General features: G+C 70.4%; 21 protein-coding genes and 1 tRNA gene. 15 read left to right on the forward strand and 7 right to left on the reverse strand.

Going from position 1 to position 22,657, the window contains the following annotated elements; genetic code table 11:
- Positions 1-38: 38 nt before the first annotated feature.
- Positions 39-1,085, forward strand: coding sequence for a YihY/virulence factor BrkB family protein (locus tag ABIA38_RS39870; RefSeq protein ID WP_424643873.1), 1,047 nt, complete (start codon positions 39-41; stop codon positions 1,083-1,085).
- A gap of 35 nt (positions 1,086-1,120) precedes the next feature.
- On the opposite strand, the gene ABIA38_RS39875 is transcribed toward ABIA38_RS39870, so the two are convergent.
- Positions 1,121-2,332, reverse strand: coding sequence for a D-alanyl-D-alanine carboxypeptidase family protein (locus tag ABIA38_RS39875; RefSeq protein ID WP_424643874.1), 1,212 nt, complete (start codon positions 2,330-2,332; stop codon positions 1,121-1,123).
- Between the two features lie 107 nt (positions 2,333-2,439).
- Between ABIA38_RS39875 and ABIA38_RS39880 the strand changes: the two genes are divergently transcribed.
- Together ABIA38_RS39880 and ABIA38_RS39885 are read left to right on the forward strand one after the other, a co-directional pair.
- Positions 2,440-2,673 (forward strand): SCO4848 family membrane protein, encoded by a 234-nt coding sequence (locus tag ABIA38_RS39880; protein WP_391585320.1) that lies wholly within the window; start codon positions 2,440-2,442, stop codon positions 2,671-2,673.
- Entirely contained in the window at positions 2,670-3,962 is a 1,293-nt protein-coding gene (locus tag ABIA38_RS39885; protein WP_424643875.1) for a cytochrome P450 family protein, read from the forward strand. The genes ABIA38_RS39880 and ABIA38_RS39885 overlap by 4 nt, the downstream gene beginning before the upstream one ends.
- A 719-nt stretch (positions 3,963-4,681) precedes the next feature.
- On the opposite strand, the gene ABIA38_RS39890 is transcribed toward ABIA38_RS39885, so the two are convergent.
- The gene (locus ABIA38_RS39890; RefSeq protein ID WP_424643876.1) at positions 4,682-5,176 is read right to left on the reverse strand and encodes a MarR family winged helix-turn-helix transcriptional regulator; all 495 of its coding nucleotides are present in this window, start codon (positions 5,174-5,176) and stop codon (positions 4,682-4,684) included.
- Between the two features lie 150 nt (positions 5,177-5,326).
- On the opposite strand from ABIA38_RS39890, the gene ABIA38_RS39895 reads away from it, so the two are divergent.
- Complete coding sequence (locus ABIA38_RS39895) at positions 5,327-6,262, forward strand: ADP-ribosylglycohydrolase family protein (RefSeq protein WP_424643877.1); 936 nt, start codon at positions 5,327-5,329, stop codon at positions 6,260-6,262.
- 26 nt (positions 6,263-6,288) lie between these two features.
- Here ABIA38_RS39895 and ABIA38_RS39900 read toward each other — a convergent pair whose 3' ends face one another.
- The 3 genes from ABIA38_RS39900 to ABIA38_RS39910 form a co-directional block, all read right to left on the reverse strand.
- The gene (locus ABIA38_RS39900; protein WP_424643878.1) at positions 6,289-7,728 is read right to left on the reverse strand and encodes an ATP-binding protein; all 1,440 of its coding nucleotides are present in this window, start codon (positions 7,726-7,728) and stop codon (positions 6,289-6,291) included.
- 193 nt (positions 7,729-7,921) lie between these two features.
- A complete protein-coding gene (locus ABIA38_RS39905) occupies positions 7,922-8,524 on the reverse strand; it encodes a TetR family transcriptional regulator (RefSeq protein ID WP_391585312.1) in 603 nt (200 codons plus the stop codon).
- A gap of 58 nt (positions 8,525-8,582) precedes the next feature.
- Positions 8,583-9,548 (reverse strand): acyl-CoA desaturase, encoded by a 966-nt coding sequence (locus ABIA38_RS39910; protein ID WP_424643879.1) that lies wholly within the window; start codon positions 9,546-9,548, stop codon positions 8,583-8,585.
- Between the two features lie 332 nt (positions 9,549-9,880).
- Here ABIA38_RS39910 and ABIA38_RS39915 point away from each other — a divergent pair.
- The 5 genes from ABIA38_RS39915 to pth all read left to right on the forward strand — a co-directional run bounded on the left by ABIA38_RS39915 (position 9,881) and on the right by pth (position 14,252).
- Positions 9,881-9,953, forward strand: a tRNA-Gln gene (locus tag ABIA38_RS39915).
- Between the two features lie 172 nt (positions 9,954-10,125).
- Positions 10,126-11,664 carry a bifunctional UDP-N-acetylglucosamine diphosphorylase/glucosamine-1-phosphate N-acetyltransferase GlmU gene (gene glmU / locus ABIA38_RS39920; protein WP_424643880.1) on the forward strand — a complete coding sequence of 513 codons (1,539 nt, stop codon included), beginning with the start codon at positions 10,126-10,128 and terminating at the stop codon, positions 11,662-11,664.
- Entirely contained in the window at positions 11,661-12,638 is a 978-nt protein-coding gene (locus tag ABIA38_RS39925) for a ribose-phosphate diphosphokinase (RefSeq protein ID WP_424643881.1), read from the forward strand. The genes glmU and ABIA38_RS39925 overlap by 4 nt, the downstream gene beginning before the upstream one ends.
- A gap of 399 nt (positions 12,639-13,037) precedes the next feature.
- Positions 13,038-13,613: a 50S ribosomal protein L25/general stress protein Ctc gene (locus tag ABIA38_RS39930; RefSeq protein ID WP_424643882.1), complete on the forward strand. Its 576-nt coding sequence runs from the start codon at positions 13,038-13,040 to the stop codon at positions 13,611-13,613.
- A gap of 42 nt (positions 13,614-13,655) precedes the next feature.
- Positions 13,656-14,252: an aminoacyl-tRNA hydrolase gene (gene pth / locus ABIA38_RS39935; RefSeq protein ID WP_424643883.1), complete on the forward strand. Its 597-nt coding sequence runs from the start codon at positions 13,656-13,658 to the stop codon at positions 14,250-14,252.
- 79 nt (positions 14,253-14,331) lie between these two features.
- Here the strand turns inward: pth and ABIA38_RS39940 are convergent, their stop codons facing one another.
- Both ABIA38_RS39940 and ABIA38_RS39945 read right to left on the reverse strand, forming a co-directional pair.
- Entirely contained in the window at positions 14,332-14,814 is a 483-nt protein-coding gene (locus ABIA38_RS39940) for an SUKH-3 domain-containing protein (protein WP_424643884.1), read from the reverse strand.
- Position 14,815: 1 nt separating this feature from the next.
- Positions 14,816-15,331, reverse strand: coding sequence for a YwqJ-related putative deaminase (locus ABIA38_RS39945; protein ID WP_424643885.1), 516 nt, complete (start codon positions 15,329-15,331; stop codon positions 14,816-14,818).
- 338 nt (positions 15,332-15,669) lie between these two features.
- Here ABIA38_RS39945 and ABIA38_RS39950 point away from each other — a divergent pair, with 338 nt between their 5' ends.
- From ABIA38_RS39950 to ABIA38_RS39975, 6 genes are all read left to right on the forward strand, one after another.
- Positions 15,670-16,731 carry a Gfo/Idh/MocA family protein gene (locus tag ABIA38_RS39950; RefSeq protein WP_424643886.1) on the forward strand — a complete coding sequence of 354 codons (1,062 nt, stop codon included), beginning with the start codon at positions 15,670-15,672 and terminating at the stop codon, positions 16,729-16,731.
- A complete protein-coding gene (locus tag ABIA38_RS39955; RefSeq protein WP_424643887.1) occupies positions 16,728-17,693 on the forward strand; it encodes an NAD-dependent epimerase/dehydratase family protein in 966 nt (321 codons plus the stop codon). The genes ABIA38_RS39950 and ABIA38_RS39955 overlap by 4 nt, the downstream gene beginning before the upstream one ends.
- Before the next feature lie 93 nt (positions 17,694-17,786).
- Positions 17,787-18,950: a DegT/DnrJ/EryC1/StrS family aminotransferase gene (locus tag ABIA38_RS39960; protein ID WP_424643888.1), complete on the forward strand. Its 1,164-nt coding sequence runs from the start codon at positions 17,787-17,789 to the stop codon at positions 18,948-18,950.
- The gene (locus ABIA38_RS39965) at positions 18,950-19,666 is read left to right on the forward strand and encodes an acetyltransferase (RefSeq protein ID WP_424643889.1); all 717 of its coding nucleotides are present in this window, start codon (positions 18,950-18,952) and stop codon (positions 19,664-19,666) included. The genes ABIA38_RS39960 and ABIA38_RS39965 overlap by 1 nt, the downstream gene beginning before the upstream one ends.
- Positions 19,666-20,802, forward strand: a complete 1,137-nt coding sequence (locus ABIA38_RS39970; protein WP_424643890.1) for a DegT/DnrJ/EryC1/StrS family aminotransferase — start codon at positions 19,666-19,668, stop codon at positions 20,800-20,802. Before ABIA38_RS39965 ends, ABIA38_RS39970 begins: the two co-directional genes overlap by 1 nt.
- Positions 20,799-22,331 (forward strand): MBL fold metallo-hydrolase, encoded by a 1,533-nt coding sequence (locus ABIA38_RS39975; protein WP_424643891.1) that lies wholly within the window; start codon positions 20,799-20,801, stop codon positions 22,329-22,331. The genes ABIA38_RS39970 and ABIA38_RS39975 overlap by 4 nt, the downstream gene beginning before the upstream one ends.
- Positions 22,332-22,657 lie beyond the last annotated feature (326 nt).

The raw sequence follows: 22,657 nt of genomic DNA on the forward strand, positions 1-22,657 counted from the left end.
GTCCCGGTGAGCGGGGACGGCACGAAGTGGAGTCGTGTGTGGGTCGGTTCTCGGCCGGGCAGCGGTCATTCGTGGCGATCAAGGAACGACTGGCCCGGATCCCGGTCATCGGCCCCGCCTGGCGGGCGTATTCACGCTACGACGAGCGGCAGGGCAATCGGCTCGCCGCGGCGGTGACCTACTACGGGTTCCTGTCGCTGTTCCCGCTGATCACGCTCGCCGCGGCGATGGTGGCCGCGACGCTCGACCACAGCCAGGTCCGGCGGCTGCAGGACAAGATCTCGAAGCAGATCCCCGGCATCGCGGACAAGCTCGACCTGGACGCCCTGGTGCGCAACGCGGGCGCGGTCGGGCTGATCGGCGGGGCACTCCTGCTGGTGTCCGGCACCGGGTGGGTGGAGGCGACCCGCTCCTCGATCCGAGCGATCTGGGACGTGAACGAGGAACCCGGCAATGTGGTCACCCGCAAGCTCGCCGACGTGGGTGTCCTGATCGGACTCGGCCTCGCCGGCGCGCTGTCGGTCGGCGCGTCCACCTTCGCCACCGTGGTGATCCAGCGCGTCTCCGACTCGATCGGGCTCGAACACCAGCCGGTCGGCCGGATCCTGCTGCAGATCGCCGCCTTCGCGGTGGCGGTCGGGGCGAGTGTGGTGTTGTTCGTCTACCTGCTGGTCGGATTGCCGGTGCTGACCATGAGTCGAGGCGTCGCGCTCAAGGGCGCGTTGATCGGGGCGGTCGGCTTCGAGGTGCTCAAGCTGCTGGTGTCCGGCTATATCGCGGGCATCGCGGGGAAGAGCGCGTACGGGGCATTCGGCGTGCCGGTCGCGCTGCTCCTGTGGATGCACTTCGTGATCCGGCTGTTGTTGTTCTGCGCGGCCTGGACGGCGAACGCGCAGCAGGCTGAGGAACTCGCGGTGCACACCGAGGCCGCCGCCGAGAAGGTGGCGGCACAACCGCCGCTGGACCTGTCCGCCCACCCCGCCAAGCCGGCGCACCCGGTCCGCACCTACGGCTTGGGGATCGCCGGGGTCGCCGCGCTCGGCGTGCTCCTGGAACGGTTCACCCGAAACCGGCAACGCGCCTGAACCGGGCCGCCTGCCCTAGGGCTTGAAGGCGCGTCCTAGGGATTGACGTCGTCCTCGAACCGGACCCCGGTGTTGCCCTCGCGGCGGCGCAGCGCGAACAGCACGCCGCCGCCGACCACGAGGGCGGCGGGCACGCCCAGACCGGCCCACAGGCCCCAGTCGAAGGTGCCGTCGTCCGAGGAGGACGCGGCCTTGGTGGTGTTCGCCGTGCCGGGCTTGCCGTCGGTCGACTTGCCGCCCTTGTCGTTCTTCTGCTCGCCGGGCCCGGACAGCGGCTCCACCAGCGTGCCGATCGGCTTCGCCTGGGCCAGTGCGGCGAAGCCCCAGTCGAGCAGCTTGCCGGTGTCCTCGTAGGTCTTGCCCTTGCCCTCGATGTGCATGATGCTCACCAGCAGGGTGTGCCCGCCGCGCTGGGCGCCGCCGACGAAGGTGTTCCCGGCGTTGGTGGTGTAGCCGTTCTTGACGCCGATCATGCCCGGATACTGGCCGAGCATCGTATTGGTGTTCTGGATCTGGAACTTGGCCCCCGCGACGCCGGGGAAGTCGGCGACCCTGGTGCTCGCGTACGAGCGGAAGTCGTTGTTCTTCATGCCTTCACGGGCGAACAGCGCCAGGTCGTATGCGCTGGAGACCTGGCCCGGCATGTCGTAGCCGTCCGGCGAGATCACGTTGGTGTCGCCCGCCTGGAGCTGCTTGGCCCGCTCGTTCATCTGCTGCACGGTGGTGGCCACACCGCCGTTCATCGCGCACAGCACGTGTACCGCGTCGTTGCCCGAGCGCAGGAACACCCCGCGCCACAGGTCCTCGACCTTGTAGGTCTCGTTCTCCTTTATGCCCACCAGGCTGCTGCCCTCGCCGAGGTTCCGGATGTCGGAGGGGGCCACCTGGTGGGTGGAGTTGCGGTCGATCTTGGGCAACACGGTGTCCGCGAACAACATCTTGAGCGTGCTGGCCGGCGGCAACTTCCAGTGCGGGTTCTTCGCGGCCAGGATCTTGCCGGTGTCCGCGTCCGCGACCACCCACGAGTAGCCCTCCACCGCGGGCAACGCGGGAGCGCCGGCGGGCAGCTCGCTCTGTACGCCGGGCTCGGCCAGGCGCGGCCCGCCGACATCGGACATCGGCGAGGGGGGTTGTGGCTCCGGATCGGTCTTGCTCGCCCACGCGGCCGAGGCCGGACCGGACGCGAGAACGAGCGCGGCAGCGCACACCACAGCCGGCTTGCGAGAAGCCCGGAACCAATCAGACATGTGATGAGCGTACTGGTGACCCCCGGCTACGGTCCGTCGGCCGCGCCGCCGCATACTGAACCGGGACAAAATTGCGAAGCTTGTGACCGAGGAACGGGTGCTTCACGTTGAGGATCGGCCGAGGTATTTCCACCTGTCTGGTGTTGTTCGGCGTCTGGAGCTGGATCCTGTGGCCGAACTTTCTCAAGAACATCTGGGCCGACGACCGATCCTGGAACGACGGGGCGACCACCTTCTTCCTCATCCATCTGGCCCTGACGATCGTCTCGTTCGTGGCCGGCAACGCGATCGGTTGGCTCGGTATCAAGGGGCTCCGCGCGGCCCGGACGCCGCAGCCGTGACCGACGACACACCCGCGCCGGGCTGCCCGGCGCACCCGGTGCCCGCCGGGCCCGAGCTGTTCAGCCGAGAGTTCATCGCCGATCCGTATCCGGCCTACGCGCACCTGCGCGAGCACGCACCGGTGCACCGCACCACGTTGCCCAGCGGAGTCGAGGCCTGGCTGGTCACCCGGTACGCGGACGCCCGGCAGGCGCTCGCCGACCAGCGACTCAGCAAGAACCCCCGGCATTCGGAGGCGGCCTGGAAGCAGGGCAAGGTCGGGGTGCCCGGCGAGCAGCGCTCCGGCGTGGGCGCGCATCTGCTCAACCTCGACCCGCCGGACCACACCCGGCTGCGCCGGCTGGTGTCCAAGGCGTTCACGCCGCGCCGGGCCGAGGAGTTCCGTCCCCGGGTGCAGGCGCTGGCGGACCGGCTGCTCGACGACGTGGCGCGCACCGGCGAGGCCGACCTGATCCACGACTTCGCCTTCCCGCTGCCGATCTACGCGATCTGCGACCTGCTCGGGGTGCCGGACGAGGACCAGGCCGACTTCCGCACCTGGGCCGGGATGATGATCCGACACGGCTCGGGGCCGCGCGGCGGAGTGGCCCGCGCGGTGCGGCACATGCGCACCTATCTGGCCGAGTTGATCCACCGCAAGCGGGCGACGCTCACCGACACGGACGACGACCTGATCTCCGGCCTGATCCGGGCGAGCGACCACGGCGAACACCTGACCGAGGACGAGGCCGCGGCGATGGCCTTCATCCTGCTGTTCGCCGGTTTCGAAACCACGGTCAATTTGATCGGAAATGGCCTTTTTGCCCTGCTGAACCATCCGGCCGAACGGCTCGCGCTCCAGGCCGATCCGGGGTTGTTGGCGCCCACCGTCGAGGAACTGCTGCGCTACGACGGGCCGGTCGAGGTGGCCACCTGGCGATTCAGCACCACCGAGGTGGAGATCGGCGGGACCCGGATCCCGGCGGGCGAGCCGGTGCTCGTGGTGCTCGCGGCGGCCGATCGTGATCCGCGCCGGTTCGCCGAGCCGGACCTGCTCGACCCGGCCCGCGCGGACAACCAGCACCTCGCGTTCGGGCACGGCATCCACTACTGCATCGGCGCGCCGCTGGCCCGGCTCGAGGGCCAGATCGCGATCGGCACACTGTTGCGCCGGTTGCCGGACGTACGCCTCGCGCTGCCCGAGGACGAACTGCGGTGGCGCGGTGGGCTGATCATGCGGGGCCTACAGCGGCTGCCGGTGACATTCACCCCGGAGGCGGCCTCGGCGGTCGGTACGTCGGCCGGCTGAATTTGGCGGGATCGGACCCGACGGCGGGCCGGTGGATCGTCATCCACCGGCCCGCCGTCGGGTGTGGCCCGATTGCCCTTCTCCCCGAATCGCCCCCGACTGCCCCCGACCCGCCCCCATTTCCTGCCACCCGCCCCCAGTGCGCGCCGCCCCGCCCCATTCCCCGGTATTCCCCGGTATTCCGTGTCGTTCGCCTGTTGTCGCCGCGCCGCGTTTCCCCGTTCGGGTCCCTTCGGGTTTCTCCTTCGGATCCCCCCGGAATTCCACCGCCGTATTCGTGTTCCGCCCCCGACCCCCACGCTTCGCACCCCGCCGACTCGTCGACCACCGCTGTCCGATCGCTCCGGCGTTACTTCCCCAAGACGCCTTCGCGGCTCGTGAGCGGGGCCGTTCCCCCAGCCCCCGCGTCGCCCCGAGTCCCCCCGACCCCGTCCCCCGGGGTCGATCGGGACTAGTCGTGCCCGGTCAGGGCGGCGAGGTCGGCGGGGGTGGGTCGGTCGATCCGGCCGGACGCCGGGGTCCGTCGGTGCCGCGGACTGTGGACCGGACGAATGGTGGGCGGCATTCCCTGCTCCTGTTCCCGAGGTGGGCGAACCCTCGCGGTTTCGCTTCCGACAGGAACTTGTCTACAGGGCGCACTTACCGACACACAATGGGTGCTTGACGTATTTGGTCACCAAGAGTGAATCATGGCCATGAGATGGTCAAAGAGGTTTGTTTCAGGCGTGGTTGTCGAACGGCGCGACAAGAGAACGCAAAAGCCCGGCCAGCGCGGCCTGCTGATCGACCGTCAGGCCGGCCAGGATGGCCCGTTCCCGGCCGAGCAGTTCGGCCATCGCCGAGTCGACCCGATCGCGCCCGTCCTCGGTCAACCGGACCAGTACGCCGCGCCGGTCGTCGGGATCGGGCAGCCGCAACACCAGCCCCTTGGCCGCGAGGCGGTCGATCCGGTTCGTCATCGTCCCGGAGGTGACCAGGGTCTGGGTGAGCAGCTGGCCGGGGGAGAGCTGGTACGGGGCGCCGTCGCGACGCAGTGCGGAGAGTACGTCGAACTCCCACGGTTCGAGGTCGCGCGCGGAGAACGCGGTGCGTCGGGCGCGGTCGAGATGCCGAGCCAGCCGGGTGACCCGGCTCAGTACTTCGAGGGGTTCGACGTCGAGGTCCGGGCGCTCCCGCTTCCATGCCGCGACAAGCCGGTCGACCTCGTCTTTCATGAGGTCATTCTAGCGAGTCGTTCGATGCCGAGCCTCTTGATGTCGAGATAAGAATGAGCAATATCCGACACTTCTTCCTTGGTTTCGGGCTACTTCGAACGCCCGGGAAATCCCTGGTCCGGGCCGGGGGCGGCCGGCAGGCTGAGGTGTATGGACCGTACCCGACGGGTCGCGAACGCGGCCCGCACACTCCACGGCCTCGCCCTCGGCGACGCCTTCGGCGAGCAGTGGTTCTTCTACAAGGGTGCCGACCTGGCCGAGCATCAGGCGCGCCGGATCGCCCCCGAGGCCGACCTCTGGTACTGGACGGACGACACCGCGATGGCACTGTCCGTACTGCGGATCCTGCACCTGCGCGGCGAGGTGGACCAGGACGCGCTGGCCGAGCACTTCGCCGCGGCGTACACGGCCGACCCGTATCGCGGCTACGGCCCGTCGATGCACGGCGTGCTGCGCGCGATCCGCGAGGGCGAGTCGTGGCGGGAGGTGACGCGCCGTCAGTTCGACGGCCAGGGGTCGTGGGGCAACGGCGCCGCGATGCGGGTCGCGCCACTGGGCGCGTGGTACGCGGACCGCGAACTCGCCGACGTCGCGGCCGAGGCCGAGCGCTCGGCGGAGACCACGCACGCGCATCCGGAGGCGGTGGCGGGCGCGGTCGCGGTGGCGATCGCGGCGGCGCTGGCGACTCGGGGGCGGGACGAACCGGCCCCCGACCCGGTGCGGTTCCTGACCGAGGTGGCCGGGCACACCCCCGAGAGCGACGTGGCGGCGGGCCTGCGCACGGCCGCCCGATTGCCGGCCGACTCCTCGGTCCGCAACGCGGTGAGCATGCTGGGCAACGGCTCGCGCATCAGCGCGCCGGACACGGTCCCCTTCGCCCTGTGGACGGCGGCCCACCACCCGGACGCGCTCGACGACGCCCTGTGGGAGACGGCGAGCGGAATGGGCGACGTCGACACGACCTGCGCGATCACCGCGGGTGTCGTGGCCTCGCGCAGGGGCCTGACCGACGTCCCGAGCACCTGGCTGACCACCCGCGAACCGATCCCGGGGTGGGTGGACACGGGGAGCGTCGCGCCGGCGTGATCGGGCCCGCGCTCGACCCGACGTGACTATGCCGCGCCTGTGCCGCGCTGTGGCCGCCATCCGGCAAGTAGGTCCTCCGGGCCGAAGTTCGCTTGCAGGCCCGAGCAGGTGGTGCCGCTTCGGGAGACGGCGATCAAGGGGACCGCTTCGGTGGTGAGCGCGGCGCGATGCTTGTGCAGGGCGGCCAGGTCGTGGGCGTCGAACGGGGACGTCTCCAGCCATTTGATCGAGCCCAGGAACAGCAGCTTCTTGGCCACGGGCTGCCGGTCGGCGCCCACGAGGTCGATTTCGACGTCGTTGCTTCGGGTCCAGTAGGCGCCGACGGCGGGCGCGGCGGGCAGGCCGCCGGCGGGCAGTATCCGGGCGAGGGATTCTCGGATCAATGGCTCGACGGCGCGTCCGCGCCACGCGGTCCACTGCCCCCTGAGTCGGTCCAGGGTGAGATCGCCACGCATCCGTTCGATCTCCGCCATGTGCGGGTCGAGGAACGTCAGCCAGAAGCGCAGATACGGGTCCGCCACGCGGTAGCGGCGTTCCTTCGAGGGGTGCGTCGAGAGCGGCAACTCGGCCGCCACCACGCCCTTGCCGATCAGCAGGTCCGTCGCCCTGCTGAGGCTGCTGTGCGCGATGCCGCCGGCGGCGCGCGCGATATTGGTGAAGGTGCGCTCGCCCGCCCCGATGGCGCGCAACACCTCCCGGCCCATCGCCTGCGGTGGGAACTCGGCGGCGAGGGATCGCTCGGCGGAGACGAGCAGGGCGGAGATCGGGTTCTCCAGCGCGGCTGCCAGGAACTCCCACATCGAGGCCCCGGGTCGCCATTCCCGGCAGATCAGCGGCAGGCCCCCGGTGATCAGCGCGGCGTCGAAGGCGTCGGCGGGCGCCAGGTCGAGCATCTCGCCGAGGTCGGCCGGGTTCAGCGGGCCGACGACCATTTCCCGCCCACGCTGGTGGAACGGTCGGTCGTAGGCGTTCAGCGCGGCCATCATCGACAGGTCCGAACCGACCAGCAGCAACAGCACCGGCTTGGTGCCGAGCCAACGATCCCAGGCCCGCTGAAGCATGCCCTCGAAGGCGTCGACGCGCTCCATCAGATAGGGCACCTCGTCGATCACCACCACGCTCGGCGCGTCGTCCGGCAGGATCTCGGCCAACAGTCGGAACGCCGCGTTCCACCGGCTCGGCGCCTCTTCGGCGAACAGCGAGCGATTCGGCAGCGAGGATTCAGCCACCGCGTCGAGCAGTTCCGCCAGTTCGTCCTCGGCGGTACCGCCGCCGGCGGTGAAGAAGAGATGCGGAACCGCCGCCTGCCGGAGAAACTCCTCGACCAGCGTCGATTTCCCGACGCGCCGCCTCCCGCGCATCAGAACGCACTGTCCGGGGCGAGGCGCGCCGACGGCATCGCGCACCTCGTCCAGCGTGTTCCGCAGCGTGCGCAGCTCTCGATCCCTGCCGATGAAGCGGTACATGAGAGGAAATGTCCATTCGTGAAGCGTCGGGCATCTTCGGACCGACTCACAATGGTAGCGCCAGAGATACTATCTCTGGCGATAGTATCTTTGGTGGAAGTCTTCCGCTCGCTGCGTGACCCGCGCGGACAGCGCGAGGGGCCGCCCCCTCCGGAGCGGCCCCGCACATATATGTGTCCAACGACACCTCGGCTCACGAGCTCCTGCGGCCCACCAGCCTCGGCTTGGGTTCTATGCCGGACAGGCCGTTCCAGGCCAGGTTGACCAGGTGGGCGGCCACGTCGGCCTTCTTCGGGCGGCGGACGTCGAGCCACCACTGGCCGGTCAGCGCGACCATGCCGACCAACATCTGGGCGTACATCGGGGCCAGCTTCGGGTCGTAGCCGCGGGACTTGAATTCCAGGCCCAGTACGTCCTCGACCTGCGAGGCGATGTCGCTGATCAGGGACGCGAAGGTGCCGGTCGATTGGGCCACCGGCGAGTCCCGGACCAGGATCCGGAAGCCGTCGGTGTTCTGGTCGATGTAGTCCAGGAGGGCGAACGCGGCCTGTTCCAGCAGCTCCCGAGGGTGCCCGCCGGTCAGCGCCCCCGTCACCATGTCGAGCAGCGCGCTGGTCTCGCGGTCCACGACGACCGCGTAAAGCCCTTCCTTGCCCCCGAAGTGTTCGTAGACGACCGGCTTCGAGACGCCCGCCTTGTGGGCGATCTCCTCGACGCTCGTCGCGTCGTAGCCACGCTCCGCGAACAGTGTTCGACCGATGTCGATCAACTGCTCACGGCGCTCTTTCCCGGTCATGCGCACACGACCGCCGCCGCGCGGTGCACTCCGCCTGCTGCTCTCGGTCACTGCCCCATCATGCCGCCCGCCGGGCCGCCACCCGCTCCCGGTCCGGCCAGCGCACGTCCCAGACCCAGCCGAGCCGCTCCATCCAGCGGATCGCCCGCGCGCTGCTGTCGAGTTGGCCGCGCAGCACCCCGTGTCGGGCGCTGGTCTGGTCCGCGTGGTGCAGGTTGTGCCAGGACTCGCCCATCGAGGGAATCGCCAACCACCACACGTTGCCCGAGCGGTCCCGGGACTTGAAGGTGTGCGCGCCGACCGCGTGGCAGATCGAGTTGATCGACCAGGTCACGTGGTGCAGCAGCGCGACCCGGACCAGACCGGCCCAGAAGAACGCGGTCAGCGCGCCCCACCACGACCACGCCCACAGGCCGCCGACCAGCGCGGGAGCCGCCAGCGAGACCGCCACCCACAGCGGGAACTGGCGCGATACCCGGATCATGTCGCGGTCCTTGAGCAGGTCCGGCGCGTACTTTTGTTGCGAGGTCTGCTCGACGTCGAACAGCCACCCCAGGTGTGCCCACCACAGGCCCTTGGCGAGGGCGCCGACGCTGGTGCCGTAGCGCCATGGCGAGTGCGGGTCGCCCTCCTTGTCGGAGTACTTGTGGTGCTTGCGATGGTCGGCCACCCACCGCACCAGCGGCCCCTGTACGGCCATGTTGCCCGCGATCGCCAGCGCGATCCGGACCGGGCGCTTGGCCTTGAACGACCCGTGGGTGAAGTAGCGATGGAACCCGATCGTGATCCCGTGGCCGGTGATGGCGTACATCACCACCCCCAGCACCACGTCGTGCCAGGACAGTCCCCAACCCCAGGCCGCCGGGACCGCCGCCACCAGCGCGAGGAACGGGATGCCGATGAACAACGCCAGCGCGATCTGTTCGGCGAGGTGCTTGCGTTCGCCACCGAGGGTGCCGCGGGCGGCGTCGGTGGCGGGCTTCCGTTCGGCGTCGAGCACGCTGGTGCCGGAGGAAGGGGTCATCGGGATTCCCTCGGGTCGGGGGCGGGCAGCGCTACGGCGACGTAACCTACGGGGCCGTAAGTTCCGTCAGTATGGCAGGTCATGAGCGGAAAGTGAGGGGTCTGTACGGCCCCCTGTTCCTTCCGTTCATGCCCTGTCCGAGAGGTTTTCCGGGCCCGGCGGGCGGCATGCCGGCGGCCTCGGTCGGCTTTGTGTGCGAGTGCGGCGCGGCGTCGCGCGGATCTTCGACGGGGTCGACGGGGGTTATTCGCGCACGAACCGTCGAGGGGCCGGCATAGTAGGTGCCGTGAAAACGGGATGAACCCGCCTGCCCAGCGGAATGCCCGATTCATTCCGCTATGGTGTAACTCGGCAGCACACGGGGTTTTGGTCCCCATGGTCCAGGTTCAAATCCTGGTAGCGGAGCCTTTCGGCAGTGCCGGCCGCAGCGGCGCGTGGAGCCTTCTCCCGACGGCGCTATCCTCGTAGGGCCCGGTTTGTTCGGCTCGACTTCGTCGTGCCGTCATTTCGTTTCTCCGGAGTCGGCCTTCGGAGTCGTCGGGCTTCCCCCGCCAGCGAAGCCGAGGAGCCTTGCTCTGTGAGCCCCATCCGCCCGGCTGCCGTCGTCGTACTCGCTGCGGGTGAGGGCACCCGCATGCGTTCCAAGACCACACCGAAGGTGTTGCACGCCCTGGCCGGTCGGGCCATGGTCGGGCACGTGGTCGAGGCCGCGCGACGGCTGGATCCCGAAGACCTGATCGTCGTCGTCGGCCACGGCCGCGACAAGGTGGCGAGCTACCTGTCCGAACTGGACCCGGCCGCCCGCGTGGTGGTCCAGGAGGAGCAGAACGGCACCGGGCACGCCGTGCGGGTGGCCCTGGACGGGCTCGGCGCGGCCGGCCGCGAGCCGACCGGCGTGGTCCTGGTCACCTGCGGGGACACCCCGCTGCTGACCGCGGCCAGCCTGGCCGCGCTGGTGGACACCCACGAGCGCGAGGGCAACGCGGTCACCGTGCTCTCCGCGGTCGTCCCGGACCCGGCCGGCTACGGCCGGATCGTCCGGGAGAACACCCCCGACGGGCGCGGCGCGGTCACCGCGATCGTCGAGCACAAGGACGCCTCCGCCGCGCAGCGCGCGATCGCCGAGATCAACTCCGGCGTGTACGCGTTCGACGGCAAGCTGCTGCGCGAGGCGCTCGGCCAGATCACCGCGCACAACAGCCAGGGCGAGGAATACCTCACCGACACGCTGCACGTGCTGCGCGAGGCCGGCCACCGGGTCGGCGCCGCCGCCGCGGTGGACCACCGGGAGATCCTGGGCGTCAACGACCGGGTCCAGTTGGCCGAGGCGCGGCGGGTGTTCAACGACCGTCTCCTGGAAGCCGCGATGCGCGCCGGGGTCACCGTCATCGACCCCGCGACCACCTGGATCGACGTGGACGTCACGTTCGAACCGGACGCCGTCGTGCACCCCAACACCCAACTGCACGGCACCACCAGCGTGGCCGCCGAGGCCGTGGTCGGTCCCAACTGCACGCTGCGCGACACCGTCGTGGGCGAGCGGGCGCACGTGTACAACACCACGAGCGAGGGCGCCGAGATCGGTGCCGAGGCGAGCGTGGGTCCGTACACCTACCTGCGACCGGGCACCCGCCTCGCGCGCGCGGCCAAGGCCGGCGGCTTCGTGGAGATGAAGAACGCCGTGGTCGGCGAGGGATCCAAGGTGCCGCACCTGTCCTACGTCGGGGATGCGACGATTGGGGTGGGCAGCAATATCGGCGCGGCGACGATCTTCGTGAACTACGACGGAGTGAACAAGCACCACACCGTGGTCGGGGACCACGTGCGAGTGGGCAGCGACACGATGCTGATCGCCCCGATCGAGATCGGCGACGGTGCCTACACGGCCGCCGGATCGGCGATCACCGAAGATGTCCCGCCCGGTGCGATGGCGGTGGCGCGGGGGCGCCAGCGCAACATCGACGGGTGGGTCGCACGCAAACGCGCGGGTTCGGCCTCGGCGCAGGCCGCCGAACGCGCGCTCGCGGCGGCGCAGGGCGCCGCGGGGGACGTGCACACAACGGCCGGGCCGAACGACGGTTCTGCCGAGGCGAATGGCAAGGAGACGGTGCTGTGAGCGGGATCAAGGTGACGCCTGAGCGCAAGCTCATGCTCTTCACGGGCAGGGCCCACCCCGAACTTGCGAAGGAGGTGGCCTCGGAGCTCGGTGCGGATCTCGTTCCCACCAAGGCCTTCGAGTTCGCCAACGGGGAGATCTACGTACGGTTCGAGGACTCCGTACGAGGTGCCGACGCGTTCGTGATCCAGAGCCACACGGCTCCGATCAACACGTGGATCATGGAACAGCTGATCATGATCGACGCGCTGAAGCGGGCCTCCGCCAAGCGCATCACGGTCATCGTGCCGTTCTACGGCTACGCCCGGCAGGACAAGAAGCACCGCGGTCGCGAGCCGATCTCGGCCCGGCTGATGGCGGACCTGTTCAAGACCGCGGGCGCGGATCGGCTGATGGCCGTGGACCTGCACACCTCGCAGATCCAGGGCTTCTTCGACGGCCCGGTGGACCACCTGTTCGCGCTGCCGCTGCTGGCCGACCACGTCGGCAGGCGGGTGGACCGCGAGCGGCTGACCGTGGTCTCCCCGGACGCCGGCCGGGTCCGGGTGGCCGACCAGTGGACGGATCGCCTGGGCGCACCGCTGGCGATCATCCACAAGCGCCGCGACCCGAACATCGCCAACGAGGTCACCGTGCACGAGGTGGTCGGTGACGTCACCGGCCGTACGTGTGTGCTGGTCGACGACATGATCGACACCGGCGGCACGATCTGCGCCGCGGCCGACGCGCTCTACGACAACGGCGCCGCCGACGTGATCGTGGCCGCCACCCACGCGGTGCTCTCCGGCCCCGCCGTGGACCGGCTGAAGAACTCGCGGATCAGCGAGGTCATCGTGACCAACTCGCTGCCGATCGAGGAGGAGCGCCGGTTCGACAAGCTGACCATCCTGTCGATCGCGCCGATGGTCGGTCGCGCGATTCGCGAGGTCTTCGAGGACGGTTCGGTCACGAGCCTGTTCGACGGCCACAGCTGAGCAGGATTCACCCCGACGGGTGACCGAGCCTCAACTCGCGTCCGCCGCCCGGCCGTTCGGCCGGGCGGCGGACGTGTGCCCACCTGCTTTTCGCGGTATCTTGCGACGAATGGGGCGCACGCTGTCACTCCTGTGAGTGGTGCTTGTCCCGACCCGATTTCGGGGTGACCGAGAAGAGCGGGTAGGCTAACGGGGTTGCCCGGCGAGGGATGCGCGCTACTTGCTCCGTGATCGACGCGGTAGTTGTGTGTCGTGTGCTCCTCCAAGGCTTTTGCAGGGGACCCGGTGCCACTCGGGCACCTACGAACCGGCTCCGGCGACTCATCCGTCCGCAGTCGGTCCGCACCATGGGGACCCCGCCCCGCCATCCGCCACCGCGTCGTTCGAGGAGTACCCGTCGTGTCCGAGGTCCGTATCGTCGCCGAGCCGCGTTCCGAGTTCGGCAAGGGTGCCGCCCGTCGCGCCCGTCGCGCGGGTAAGGTGCCGGCCGTCCTCTACGGTCACGGCTCCGCTCCGCTCCACCTTGCGCTTCCGGGCCACGAGCTCATGCTCGCGCTCAAGACCCCCAACGTGCTGTTCTCGCTGGACATCGACGGCAAGGCGCAGCTCGCCCTGCCCAAGGACGTCCAGCGGCACCCGATCAAGCGCCACCTCGAGCACGTGGACCTGCTGATCGTGCAGAAGGGCGAGACCGTCACGGTCGACGTCCCGGTCAGCACCGTCGGCGACATCGCCCCGGGCGGCCTGCTCGAGACCGTCGTCACCGCGCTGCCCATCGAGGCCGACGCGACCGCCCTCCCCGGGACCATCGAGATCGACGTGACCGGCCTGGAGCCGGGCGCCTCGGTGCACGCCAAGGACATCAAGCTGCCGAAGGGCACCGTCCTGGCGGGCGACCCGGACGCGGTCATCCTGCACATCCTCACCCCGTCGGCGCCGGAGCCGACCGCCGAGGAAGCCGCGGCCGAGGCCTGATCCGGTCCGTTGTCGTAGGACGAACGCGGGGACAACAACATCATGAGTGAGTCGCAGGCCCACGCGACCACGGACGACAGTCCGTGGTTGATCGTGGGCCTCGGCAATCCCGGGCCGGAATACGCCGGGAATCGCCACAACGTCGGATTCATGGTGGTCGACCTGCTCGCCGAGCGGGACCGGTCGAAGTTCAAGGCGCACAGGTCGCGTGCCCAGGTGGTGGAGACCCGGCTCGGTCCGCATCGGGTGGTGTTGGCCAAGCCGATGTCGTTCATGAACCTGTCCGGCGGTCCGGTGACCGCGCTGCGCGACTTCTACAAGATCCCGGTCGCGAACATCATCGCGGTCCACGACGAGTTGGACGTCGACTTCGGCGTGCTGCGGCTCAAGCGCGGTGGCGGCGACAACGGGCACAACGGCCTGAAGTCGATCACCAAGTCGCTCGGACCCGACTACCTGCGCGTACGGTTCGGCATCGGCCGCCCGCCCGGCCGGATGGACGTGGCGGCGTTCGTGCTCAAGGACTTCTCCGCCACCGAGCGCAAGGAACTCGGGTTCGAGGTGGACCGGGCGGCCGACGCGTGCGAGGCCCTGGTCCGCGAGGGACTCGAGCGCGCGCAGAACCGGTTCAACGTCTGATCGTGCCGTGCGCGGGTCGGGGCGGTGTCTCCGCTGGGGGACACCGCCCCGACGTGTGCGTACGGCTGTGCGAGTACGACTACCAGCGCCCGTCGTCGCGGATGCGCACCGGGGCCAGGCCGAGCACCAGTGTGCTGATCGCGGCGTCCATCGACGAGCCGAGGAACCACTCACCGGTGTGGTCCAGGCCGAACACCCGACCGCTCGGGTCGATCGCCAGATAGCTGCTGCCGCCCTCCTCCTCGCCCAGCGGCGCCAGCGGGGTGCCCAGCGCGCGACCCACGTCGGTGAGCGTGCGCGGCAGGTGCAGTCCCCGGGTGGGGTCGATGGTGAACGGCCGGCGCAGCACGTCCTTGCCCGCGCCGTGGATTGCGAAGTGCAGCGTGCCGAACTCGGCCCAGGCCACCAGGGCCGCCGGGAACACGCTGTGCCGGTGTCCGTCGGGCGATTCGTGATCGCTGATCTGTCGGGCCCACGTCTCGGCCTGGGCCAGTCGGCGCCGGCCCACCGTCCAGCCGGCCCGCTTGAGTTCGTGTACCACGTCGGTGGAGAAGCGCGACATCTCAGCCGCTTTCCGTCGGCGTGACGCCGAAGTGCTCGAGCATCGGCGCGCAGGAGCGGCACGGCGGTTGATAGGTGTCGTGGTGCGGATCGCCGTCCTCGCGGATCCGCCGCAGGGTCAACTTGGCGCCCTTGAGCGAGCGCCGCGCCTCCTGCACGGTGAACGGCCGCCGGGCGGCCCGCTTGGTCCGCGCGGCCTCGGCCTCGAAGAGGTGCTCGGAGACCAGCTCGACCTCGGGGCAGCGGCCCCGCCAGCGCTCGCGCGCCTCGACCGGCAGCGCCACCAGGAAGTCCCGGACCAGCGGATGCGCGGTCGGCACGGTGTCGCCCTTGGCGCCGGCCCGGGTGCGGATCTGCTTGCCGATGAACAGCGCCGCTGCCACGGCCGGGAGGATGCTCTCCCGAGCGGCCCCCGGCGCGCTCGGCTCGTGCGGCTCGGCGGCGTCCGGTTCGAGTTCCGGATCCACCTGCGCCGTACGTTCCTTCGCCAGTGTCGTCGTCGGAGTACCCGCGGCCACGTGGCGTTCCCTTCTCGTTCTCTTGCTGCTCGGTTCGACACGGCTGTAGTCGACGGATCGATCATGCCGGCGCCCGGATCGGTGACTGTGCGTGCAACAGCGTGCCAAACGCCTCGGCGACACGTGCAACCGGGACGCCGGGAAGGATCCTCGCAGCTCGGTCCGACCCCGGGATTTCCCGGATGACCCGCAGATTTCCCGGATACCGCCCCGGATTTCCCGGATGCGGGGCGGCGGACCGGATCGGACGCTAGCTTCGTTCGGGTGGGGGTGCCGTGCGGCGGCTGGGCCCGTGCGGCCGGGGGGTGCAGGGGAGTTGACGCTTCGTCATGTCCGTCATGTCGAATTCCGGGTCGGGGCGAGCCATCGGGCTCGCCGTGATAGGGGCCGGTTACTGGGGGCCCAATCTGGTGCGCAACGCGCAGGCCACACCGGCGTTGCGGGTGGAGTGGCTGTGCGACCTCGACGAGGCGCGTGCCCGCGCGGTACTGGGTGAGTACAGCACGGTCGGGGTGAGCACGTCGTATCAGGACGTGCTGGCCGATCCCGCGGTACACGCGGTCGCGATCGCGACGCCGGCCGCGACGCACTTCGAACTGGTCGCCGCGGCCCTGGCGGCGGGCAAGCACGTCCTGGTCGAGAAGCCGATCACGGCCGAGTACGCGGACGCGGTCAAGCTGGTCGAACTGGCCGAGCGCAGCGGGCTGACCCTGATGTGCGATCACACGTTCTGCTACATGCCGGTGGTCCGCCACATCCGCGAGCTGATCCACGGCGGCGAGTTGGGCGACATCCGATTCTTCGACTCGGTGCGGATCAACCTCGGCCTGGTCCAGCCGGACGTGGACGTGTTGTGGGACCTGGCCCCGCACGACCTGTCCATCCTGGACTTCATCCTGCCGCCCGGGGTGCGCCCGGTGTCGGTGGCCGCGCACGGCGCGGACCCGCTCGGCACCGGGCGGGCCTGCCTGGCCTATCTGGTGTTGCGGCTGAACAACGACGCCATCGCGCACGTGCACGTGAACTGGCTGTCGCCGACCAAGGTGCGTACCACCATCATCGGCGGCTCGCGGCGCACGCTGGTGTGGGACGACACCAACCCGGCCGCCCGGCTCCAGGTGCACGACAAGGGGATCGACCTGGCCGCGGACGCCGCGCTCAGCCACGAGGCCCGGCGGGAGAAGCTGATCTCCTACCGGGTGGGCGACGTGGTCTCGCCCGCGCTGCCCGAACGTGAGGCGCTGCGCGCGGTGATGGCCGAGTTCGCCGACGCGATCGGCACCTCGCGGCCGGCGCTCACCGACGGCCGCGCGGGTCTGCGGGTATTGGCACTGTTGGAGGCCGCCTCGCGCAGCCTGGAACTGGGCGGCGTCACCGTCGCGGTGGGGGAGATCCGATGAGTGTCGAGATCGCGGGGTCGCGCTGCGTGGTCACCGGTGGCGCGGGGACCATCGGGTCCACCATCGTGGACCACCTGTTGGCCGAGGGCGCGGCGCGGGTGGTCGTGCTGGACGATCTGACCCGGGGTCACCGGGGCAATCTGGCCCGGGCGTCGACCGACGAGCGGGTCGAACTGGTGGTGGGCGACATCCGCGACCGGCCGCTGCTCGCCCGGCTGATGCCGGGCACCGACGTGTTGTTCCACCTGGCCGCGATCCGGATCACCCAGTGCGTCGAGGAGCCGAGACTGGCCCTGGAGGTGCTGGTGGACGGCACCTACGACGTGTTCGAGGCGGCGGTCGCTGCCGACGTCCGCAAGGTGGTCACCTCCTCCTCGGCGTCCGTCTACGGGCTGGCCGAGGAGTTCCCGACCACCGAGCGGCACCACCCCTACGACAACGACACGCTCTACGGCGCGGCCAAGTTGTTCAACGAGGGCCTGCTGCGCAGCTTCCGGGCGATGTACGGCCTGGACTACGTGGCGCTGCGCTACTTCAACGTCTACGGCCCGCGGATGGACGTACACGGCCTCTACACCGAGGTGTTGATCCGCTGGATGGAGCGGATCGGCAAGGGGGAACCCCCGTTGATCCTCGGCGACGGCCTGCAGACCATGGACTTCGTGTACACCGACGACATCGCCCGCGCCAACCTCCTTGCCGCGCGGGCCGATTCGAGCGGCGAGGTGTTCAACATCGGCTCCGGGACCGAGACTTCGCTACGTGACCTGGCCGAGCGGTTGTCGGCGGTGATGGGCGCGGCGGAGCTCGGGATCGAGTACGGGCCGGCCCGGGCGGGCGGCGGGGTGACCCGGCGGCTGGCCGATACCTCCAAGGCGGCCCGGGAGTTGGGCTTCACGGCGGAGGTGGACATCGACGAGGGGCTGCGCCGGTTGGTGGCGTGGTGGCGGGAGACGGTCTGAGTCGACCGGGGCATCGAGGGAGTTCGGTGCCCGGCGGGCGAAGGTCGTGCGGCTGGGACAAGGGTCGGGGCGGACGGGGTTGGGGGAGACACGATGAGCATGGAACGAATTCCGGTGATGCGGCCCTGGATGGGCGAGGAGGAGGCGACCGCGGCGGCGGAGGCGGTGCGCTCCGGCTGGGTGGCCCAGGGGCCCCGGGTGGCGGCCTTCGAGCGGGCCTTCGCGGAGTATGTCGAAGTGCCCGCGGCGATCGCGGTGTCCTCGTGTACGACCGCGCTGCACCTGGCGCTGATCAACGCCGGGGTGGGACCGGGCGACGAGGTCGTGGTGCCCTCGTTGTCCTTCGTGGCCACCGCCAACGCGGTGCGCTACGTGGGTGCGCGGCCGGTGTTCGCCGACGTGGAGTCGGCCACCGGGAACCTGACCCCGGCGACCATCGAGCCGGTGCTCGGCGCCGCCACGCGCGCGGTGATCCTGGTCGACCAGGGCGGCATCCCGGCCGATCTGGACGGCGTGCGGGACCTCGTGGACGCCCGAGGGGTCGTGGTGGTCGAGGACGCGGCCTGTGCGGCGGGCTCGACCTACAAGGGCCGCCCGGTGGGCGCCGGGGCGATGTCGGCGACCTTCTCCTTCCACCCGCGCAAGTTGCTGACCACCGGCGAGGGCGGCATGCTCACCCTGGCCCGGGAGAGCGCGGCGCCGCGGTTGCGCCGGTTGCGCGAGCACGGGATGAGCGTGAGTGCGGCCGATCGGGACGCGGCGGACCGCGCGGGCGGGGCACCGGTGGTGGAGAGCTACGACGAACTGGGCTTCAACTACCGGATGACCGACATCCAGGCGGCGGTCGGCCTGGTGCAATTGGGCAGATTGCCCGCGATGGTCGCCCGGCGGCGCGAACTGGCGGCCCGTTACCGGGAGTTGCTCGCCGAGGTAACGGGCCTGAGGACGGCGGCGGATCCCGCGTACGGGCAGAGCAACCATCAGGCGTTCTGGGTGCTGTTGCCCGAGGACTTCCCCGTGTCGCGCGACGAACTGCTCGGCGAGCTGGCCCGGGCCGGGATCTCGGCCCGGCGGGGGATCATGGCCGCGCATCTGGAGCCGGCCTACGCGGACGTCGAGCATGTGCCGCTGCCCGTCACCGAGCGGCTGACCCGCGACTCGCTGATCCTGCCGCTGTTCCACGACATGACCGAGGCGCAGCAGGACCGGGTGGTCGCCGCGGTGCGCGCGGCGGCCGGTGTGCGGGCGGCGGTCTAGTGGCCTTCACCGACCTGCTCCTGGTCGGCGCCGGCGGGTTCGCCCGGGAGGTGGCCGCCGCGCTCCCGGACTTCCGGTCCCCGCGCGGGAGTTCGGGCTGGCGGCTGCTGGGCTTCGTGGACGAGGATCCGGGCCGGTGGGACACCGAGGTGGACGGGTTCCCGGTGCTCGGCGGCGCGGACGTGGTGCACAAGTGGCCGGACGCGATGGTCGTGGTGTGCGTCGGCAGTCCGACCAACTGGTGGAGCCGCTCGCGGGTGGTGGCCCGGCTGGCCCTGCCGGAGCATCGGTGGGCGAGCCTCGTGCATGTCAGTGCGGTGGTGCCGCGCACCTGCGAGCTGGGTCCGGGCGTGGTGTTGATGGCGCAGACCGTGTTGACCACCGCGGTTCGGCTCGGCGCGCACGCGCACACCATGCCGCATGTGGTGCTCACCCACGACGACGACGTGGGCGAATTCGCCACGCTGGCCGCGGGGGTGCGGCTCGCGGGCGGAGTGCGGGTGGGCCGGGAGGCCTACCTGGGGGCGGGCGCGCTGGTGCGCGAGAACCGCGCCATCGGCGCCCGGTCGCTGGTGGGGATGGGCTCGGTGGTGACGCGGGACGTGCCGCCGGCCGAGGTGTGGGCGGGGGTGCCGGCCCGCCGACTGCGGTCGGCGCCGACGCCTGCCCGGGCACGGCACGACCAGCCGCAGGTACGACGAGGGGGAGATACGTGATGAATGCTGAGCCGAAGCGTATTCCGCTGGTGGATCTGGCCGCCGCGCACGCCGAGGTGGCGGCCGAGGTCGAGGCGGGGATTGCCCGGGTGCTGGCCACGTGTGCCTTCGTGGGCGGGCCGGATGTCGCCGAATTCGAGGCCGAATACGCCGAGTTCACCGGTGTGGCGCACTGCGTCGCGGTGGCCAACGGCACCGACGCGGTCGAACTGGCGCTGCGTGTCCGGGAGATCGGCGCGGGCGCCGGTGTGGTGCTGCCCGCGAACACGTTCGTGGCCAGCGCCGAGGCGGTGGTCCGGGCCGGCGCGCGGCCCGTACTGGCGGACGTGGACGACGAGTTCCTGCTGCTCGATCCGAACCGCGCCGCCGAGGCGTCGGGCGGCCCGATGCCGGTCCGCGCGTTGCTCCCGGTGCACCTGAACGGGCAACTGGCCCCGATGGGCGCGCTGCGGGCGCTCGCGGACGCGCGCGGCCTGGCCCTGGTCGAGGACGCCGCGCAGTGCCAGGGCGCCACCCAGGACGGCCTGGCGCCCGGCGCGTGGGGGCCGGCCGGCCTCGCGGCGACCAGCTTCTACCCGGGCAAGAATCTGGGCGCGTACGGCGACGGCGGCGCGGTGTCCGCCGGCGACGAGGAGCACGCCCGGGTGTTGCGCGAGATGCGTGATCACGGCTCGTCCCGCAAGTACGTACACGCCCGGCTCGGCTTCAACTCGCGCCTGGACACCATCCAGGCCGTGGTGTTGCGGGCCAAACTGCGCCGGCTCGCGGACTGGAACGTACGACGCCGGGCGGCGGCGGCCCGCTACGACACGCTGCTCGCCGGCGTCGAGGGCGTCCGGCTGCCGCGGACCGCGCCGGGCAATGTGCATGTGTGGCATCTGTACGCGGTCCGGGTGCCCGAGCGGGACAAGGTGCTCGCGCTGCTCGCCGAGGCGGGGGTGGGGGCCGGCGTGCACTACCCGGTGCCGGTGCACCTTCAGCCCGCGTTCGCCGAACTGGGCTACGCCAAGGGCGACTTCCCGGTGACCGAGCGGGCCGCCGAGGAGCTGCTGTCGCTGCCGCTGTACCCGCAGCTGACCGCCGCGCAGCAGGAACGGGTCGTGGAGGTGCTCGTGGGAGCGCTGAGCCGACTGTGAGGCCCGCGTTTGCCGGCGGGCCGCCGGGGGCACCGGCGCCCGGTGCGATCCGCTATCTGGGGCACGCGGGCTTCGTCGTCGCGCACGCGGGCTTGTCGCTGCTGATCGACCCGTGGTTCCATCCGGCCTTCCTCGGCTCGTGGTTCCCGTTCCCGGACAATCGTGAGTTGTTGCCCGAGGTGCTGGCCGCGCGACCGGATCTGCTCTACCTGTCCCACCTGCACGAGGACCACTTCGACGAACGGGTGTTGGCGCGGCTGGATCGGGACACCACCGTGGTGCTGCCCAGGTATCGGTCCCGGTCGCTGGTCCGGCGGATGAGCGCGCTGGGCTTTCGCGAGCAGGTGGTGCTCGGGCATCGCGAGTCGTTCACCCCCGCGCCGGGGTTGACCCTGACCATGCTGCTCGACACCAGCCACAAGGAGGACTCCGGGCTGCTTGTCGACCTGTCCGGGTTCCGTTTTCTCGACCTCAACGACTGCAATACGCCGCTGAGCGAACTCCCGGGCGATGTCGACCTGTTGTCCGCGCAGTACTCCGGCGCGATGTGGTATCCGAACGCCTACGCGTATCCCGAGGAGGTCCAGCGCAAGAAGACCGCCGAGGTGCGGTCGGACCTGTTCGACACACTGGTGCGCAAGGTTCGGCTGACCGGGGCCCGGGCGTATCTGCCGTCGGCGGGCCCGCCGGTGTTCCTGGATCCGGAACTGGCCCGGTACAACGACCGCGACGCGACGATCTTCCCGCTGTGGGACACCTTCGCGGCCGACTTCGCGGCGGCCTGTCCGCAGGTGAAGGTGGTCGAGGCGGCGCCGGGCGACGATCTGGCGGCGCCGAGCGGCCCGCAGGCGCACGTGCGCACCGACGCCTACCTCACCGCCTACCGGGAGCGCCGCGAGGCGGAGTGGCGGGCGTACGCGGACGCGCCCTTCGAGCCGGTCGCGCCGGCCGAACTGGACGCCTACTTCGCCCGGTTGCAGAGCTGGAACAAACGATTCCTGGGCGACTGGCGCAAGGACGTGCGGCTGACCTCGGACGGCGGGTCCTGGTCGGTGCGGCTGGGCCGGATCGCGGGCGACATCGTCTTCGAGGACGAACCGGTCGACCCCGCCTACACGATCGAGGTACCGCAGCGGGCGCTGCGCGCGATCGTGTCCGGCGCGGTCGGCTGGGAGGAGGCGCTGCTGTCCATGCGCCTGGGCCTGGCCCGCGATCCGGACGTGTTCGACCTGACCCTGATGAGCCTGCTGCGCTACGGCGAACACCCGGCGCAGACCATGCAGATGGTCCGCGAGCGCGAATCGGCCGCGGCCGGCGAGCGGATCGAGCGCTGCGGGGTGCGGATGCAGCGGTTCTGCCCGCACGCCAGCGAGGACCTCTCGCACGCGGACATCGACGCGGGGGTGCTGGAATGCCCGCGCCATCACTGGAAGTGGCGCCTGGACACGGGGGAGTGCGTCGCGGGCGGCACGGTGCCGTTGCGGGTGGAGCCGGTCGATCGGGAGGCTGCCGAGGCGCCGAATCGATGAGCGTCGGCGCCGAACGCTCAACACACGTGTTCGAGCCCGATCCGGTTGACATAACGTGTCGCGCTTATCGGCAGCCGGGCGGGCCGGCTTGCGTCGTGTCACCCCTGCGAGCGAGCCCGCGCAACTCTTATGCCCTAATTGACAGAAAAGAGCATTGATCGCGGTATCGCATCCTTTGTATGTCGGTAGCGACGCGTTAGGCATTCAAAAGGAAAACGTTTTTCTCCGGAACGTCCGGGTTCCGTCACGAGCGTGTCATGGCGTGTCGAGTGTCGGTCGTGCGGCGGTCACAAGTGCTGCGGTGTGCCCGTCCAAGTCATTCGTGT

Source organism: Embleya sp. AB8 (assembly GCF_049739465.1).
Lineage (GTDB): Bacteria > Actinomycetota > Actinomycetes > Streptomycetales > Streptomycetaceae > Embleya.

Bases quoted from the DNA above. Each gene is read 5' to 3' on its own strand.
- ABIA38_RS39940 (WP_424643884.1), bottom strand. From the start codon at position 14,814: ATGTCGCGCTTCTCCACCGACGTGGTACACGAACTCAAGCGGGCCGGC.
- ABIA38_RS39970 (WP_424643890.1), top strand. From the start codon at position 19,666: ATGAATGCTGAGCCGAAGCGTATTCCGCTGGTGGATCTGGCCGCCGCG.
- ABIA38_RS39900 (WP_424643878.1), bottom strand. From the start codon at position 7,728: ATGTACCGCTTCATCGGCAGGGATCGAGAGCTGCGCACGCTGCGGAAC.
- pth (WP_424643883.1), top strand. From the start codon at position 13,656: ATGAGTGAGTCGCAGGCCCACGCGACCACGGACGACAGTCCGTGGTTG.
- ABIA38_RS39955 (WP_424643887.1), top strand. From the start codon at position 16,728: ATGAGTGTCGAGATCGCGGGGTCGCGCTGCGTGGTCACCGGTGGCGCG.
- ABIA38_RS39910 (WP_424643879.1), bottom strand. From the start codon at position 9,548: ATGACCCCTTCCTCCGGCACCAGCGTGCTCGACGCCGAACGGAAGCCC.
- ABIA38_RS39950 (WP_424643886.1), top strand. From the start codon at position 15,670: ATGTCGAATTCCGGGTCGGGGCGAGCCATCGGGCTCGCCGTGATAGGG.
- ABIA38_RS39960 (WP_424643888.1), top strand. From the start codon at position 17,787: ATGAGCATGGAACGAATTCCGGTGATGCGGCCCTGGATGGGCGAGGAG.
- ABIA38_RS39875 (WP_424643874.1), bottom strand. From the start codon at position 2,332: ATGTCTGATTGGTTCCGGGCTTCTCGCAAGCCGGCTGTGGTGTGCGCT.
- ABIA38_RS39890 (WP_424643876.1), bottom strand. From the start codon at position 5,176: ATGAAAGACGAGGTCGACCGGCTTGTCGCGGCATGGAAGCGGGAGCGC.
- ABIA38_RS39905 (WP_391585312.1), bottom strand. From the start codon at position 8,524: ATGACCGGGAAAGAGCGCCGTGAGCAGTTGATCGACATCGGTCGAACA.
- ABIA38_RS39895 (WP_424643877.1), top strand. From the start codon at position 5,327: ATGGACCGTACCCGACGGGTCGCGAACGCGGCCCGCACACTCCACGGC.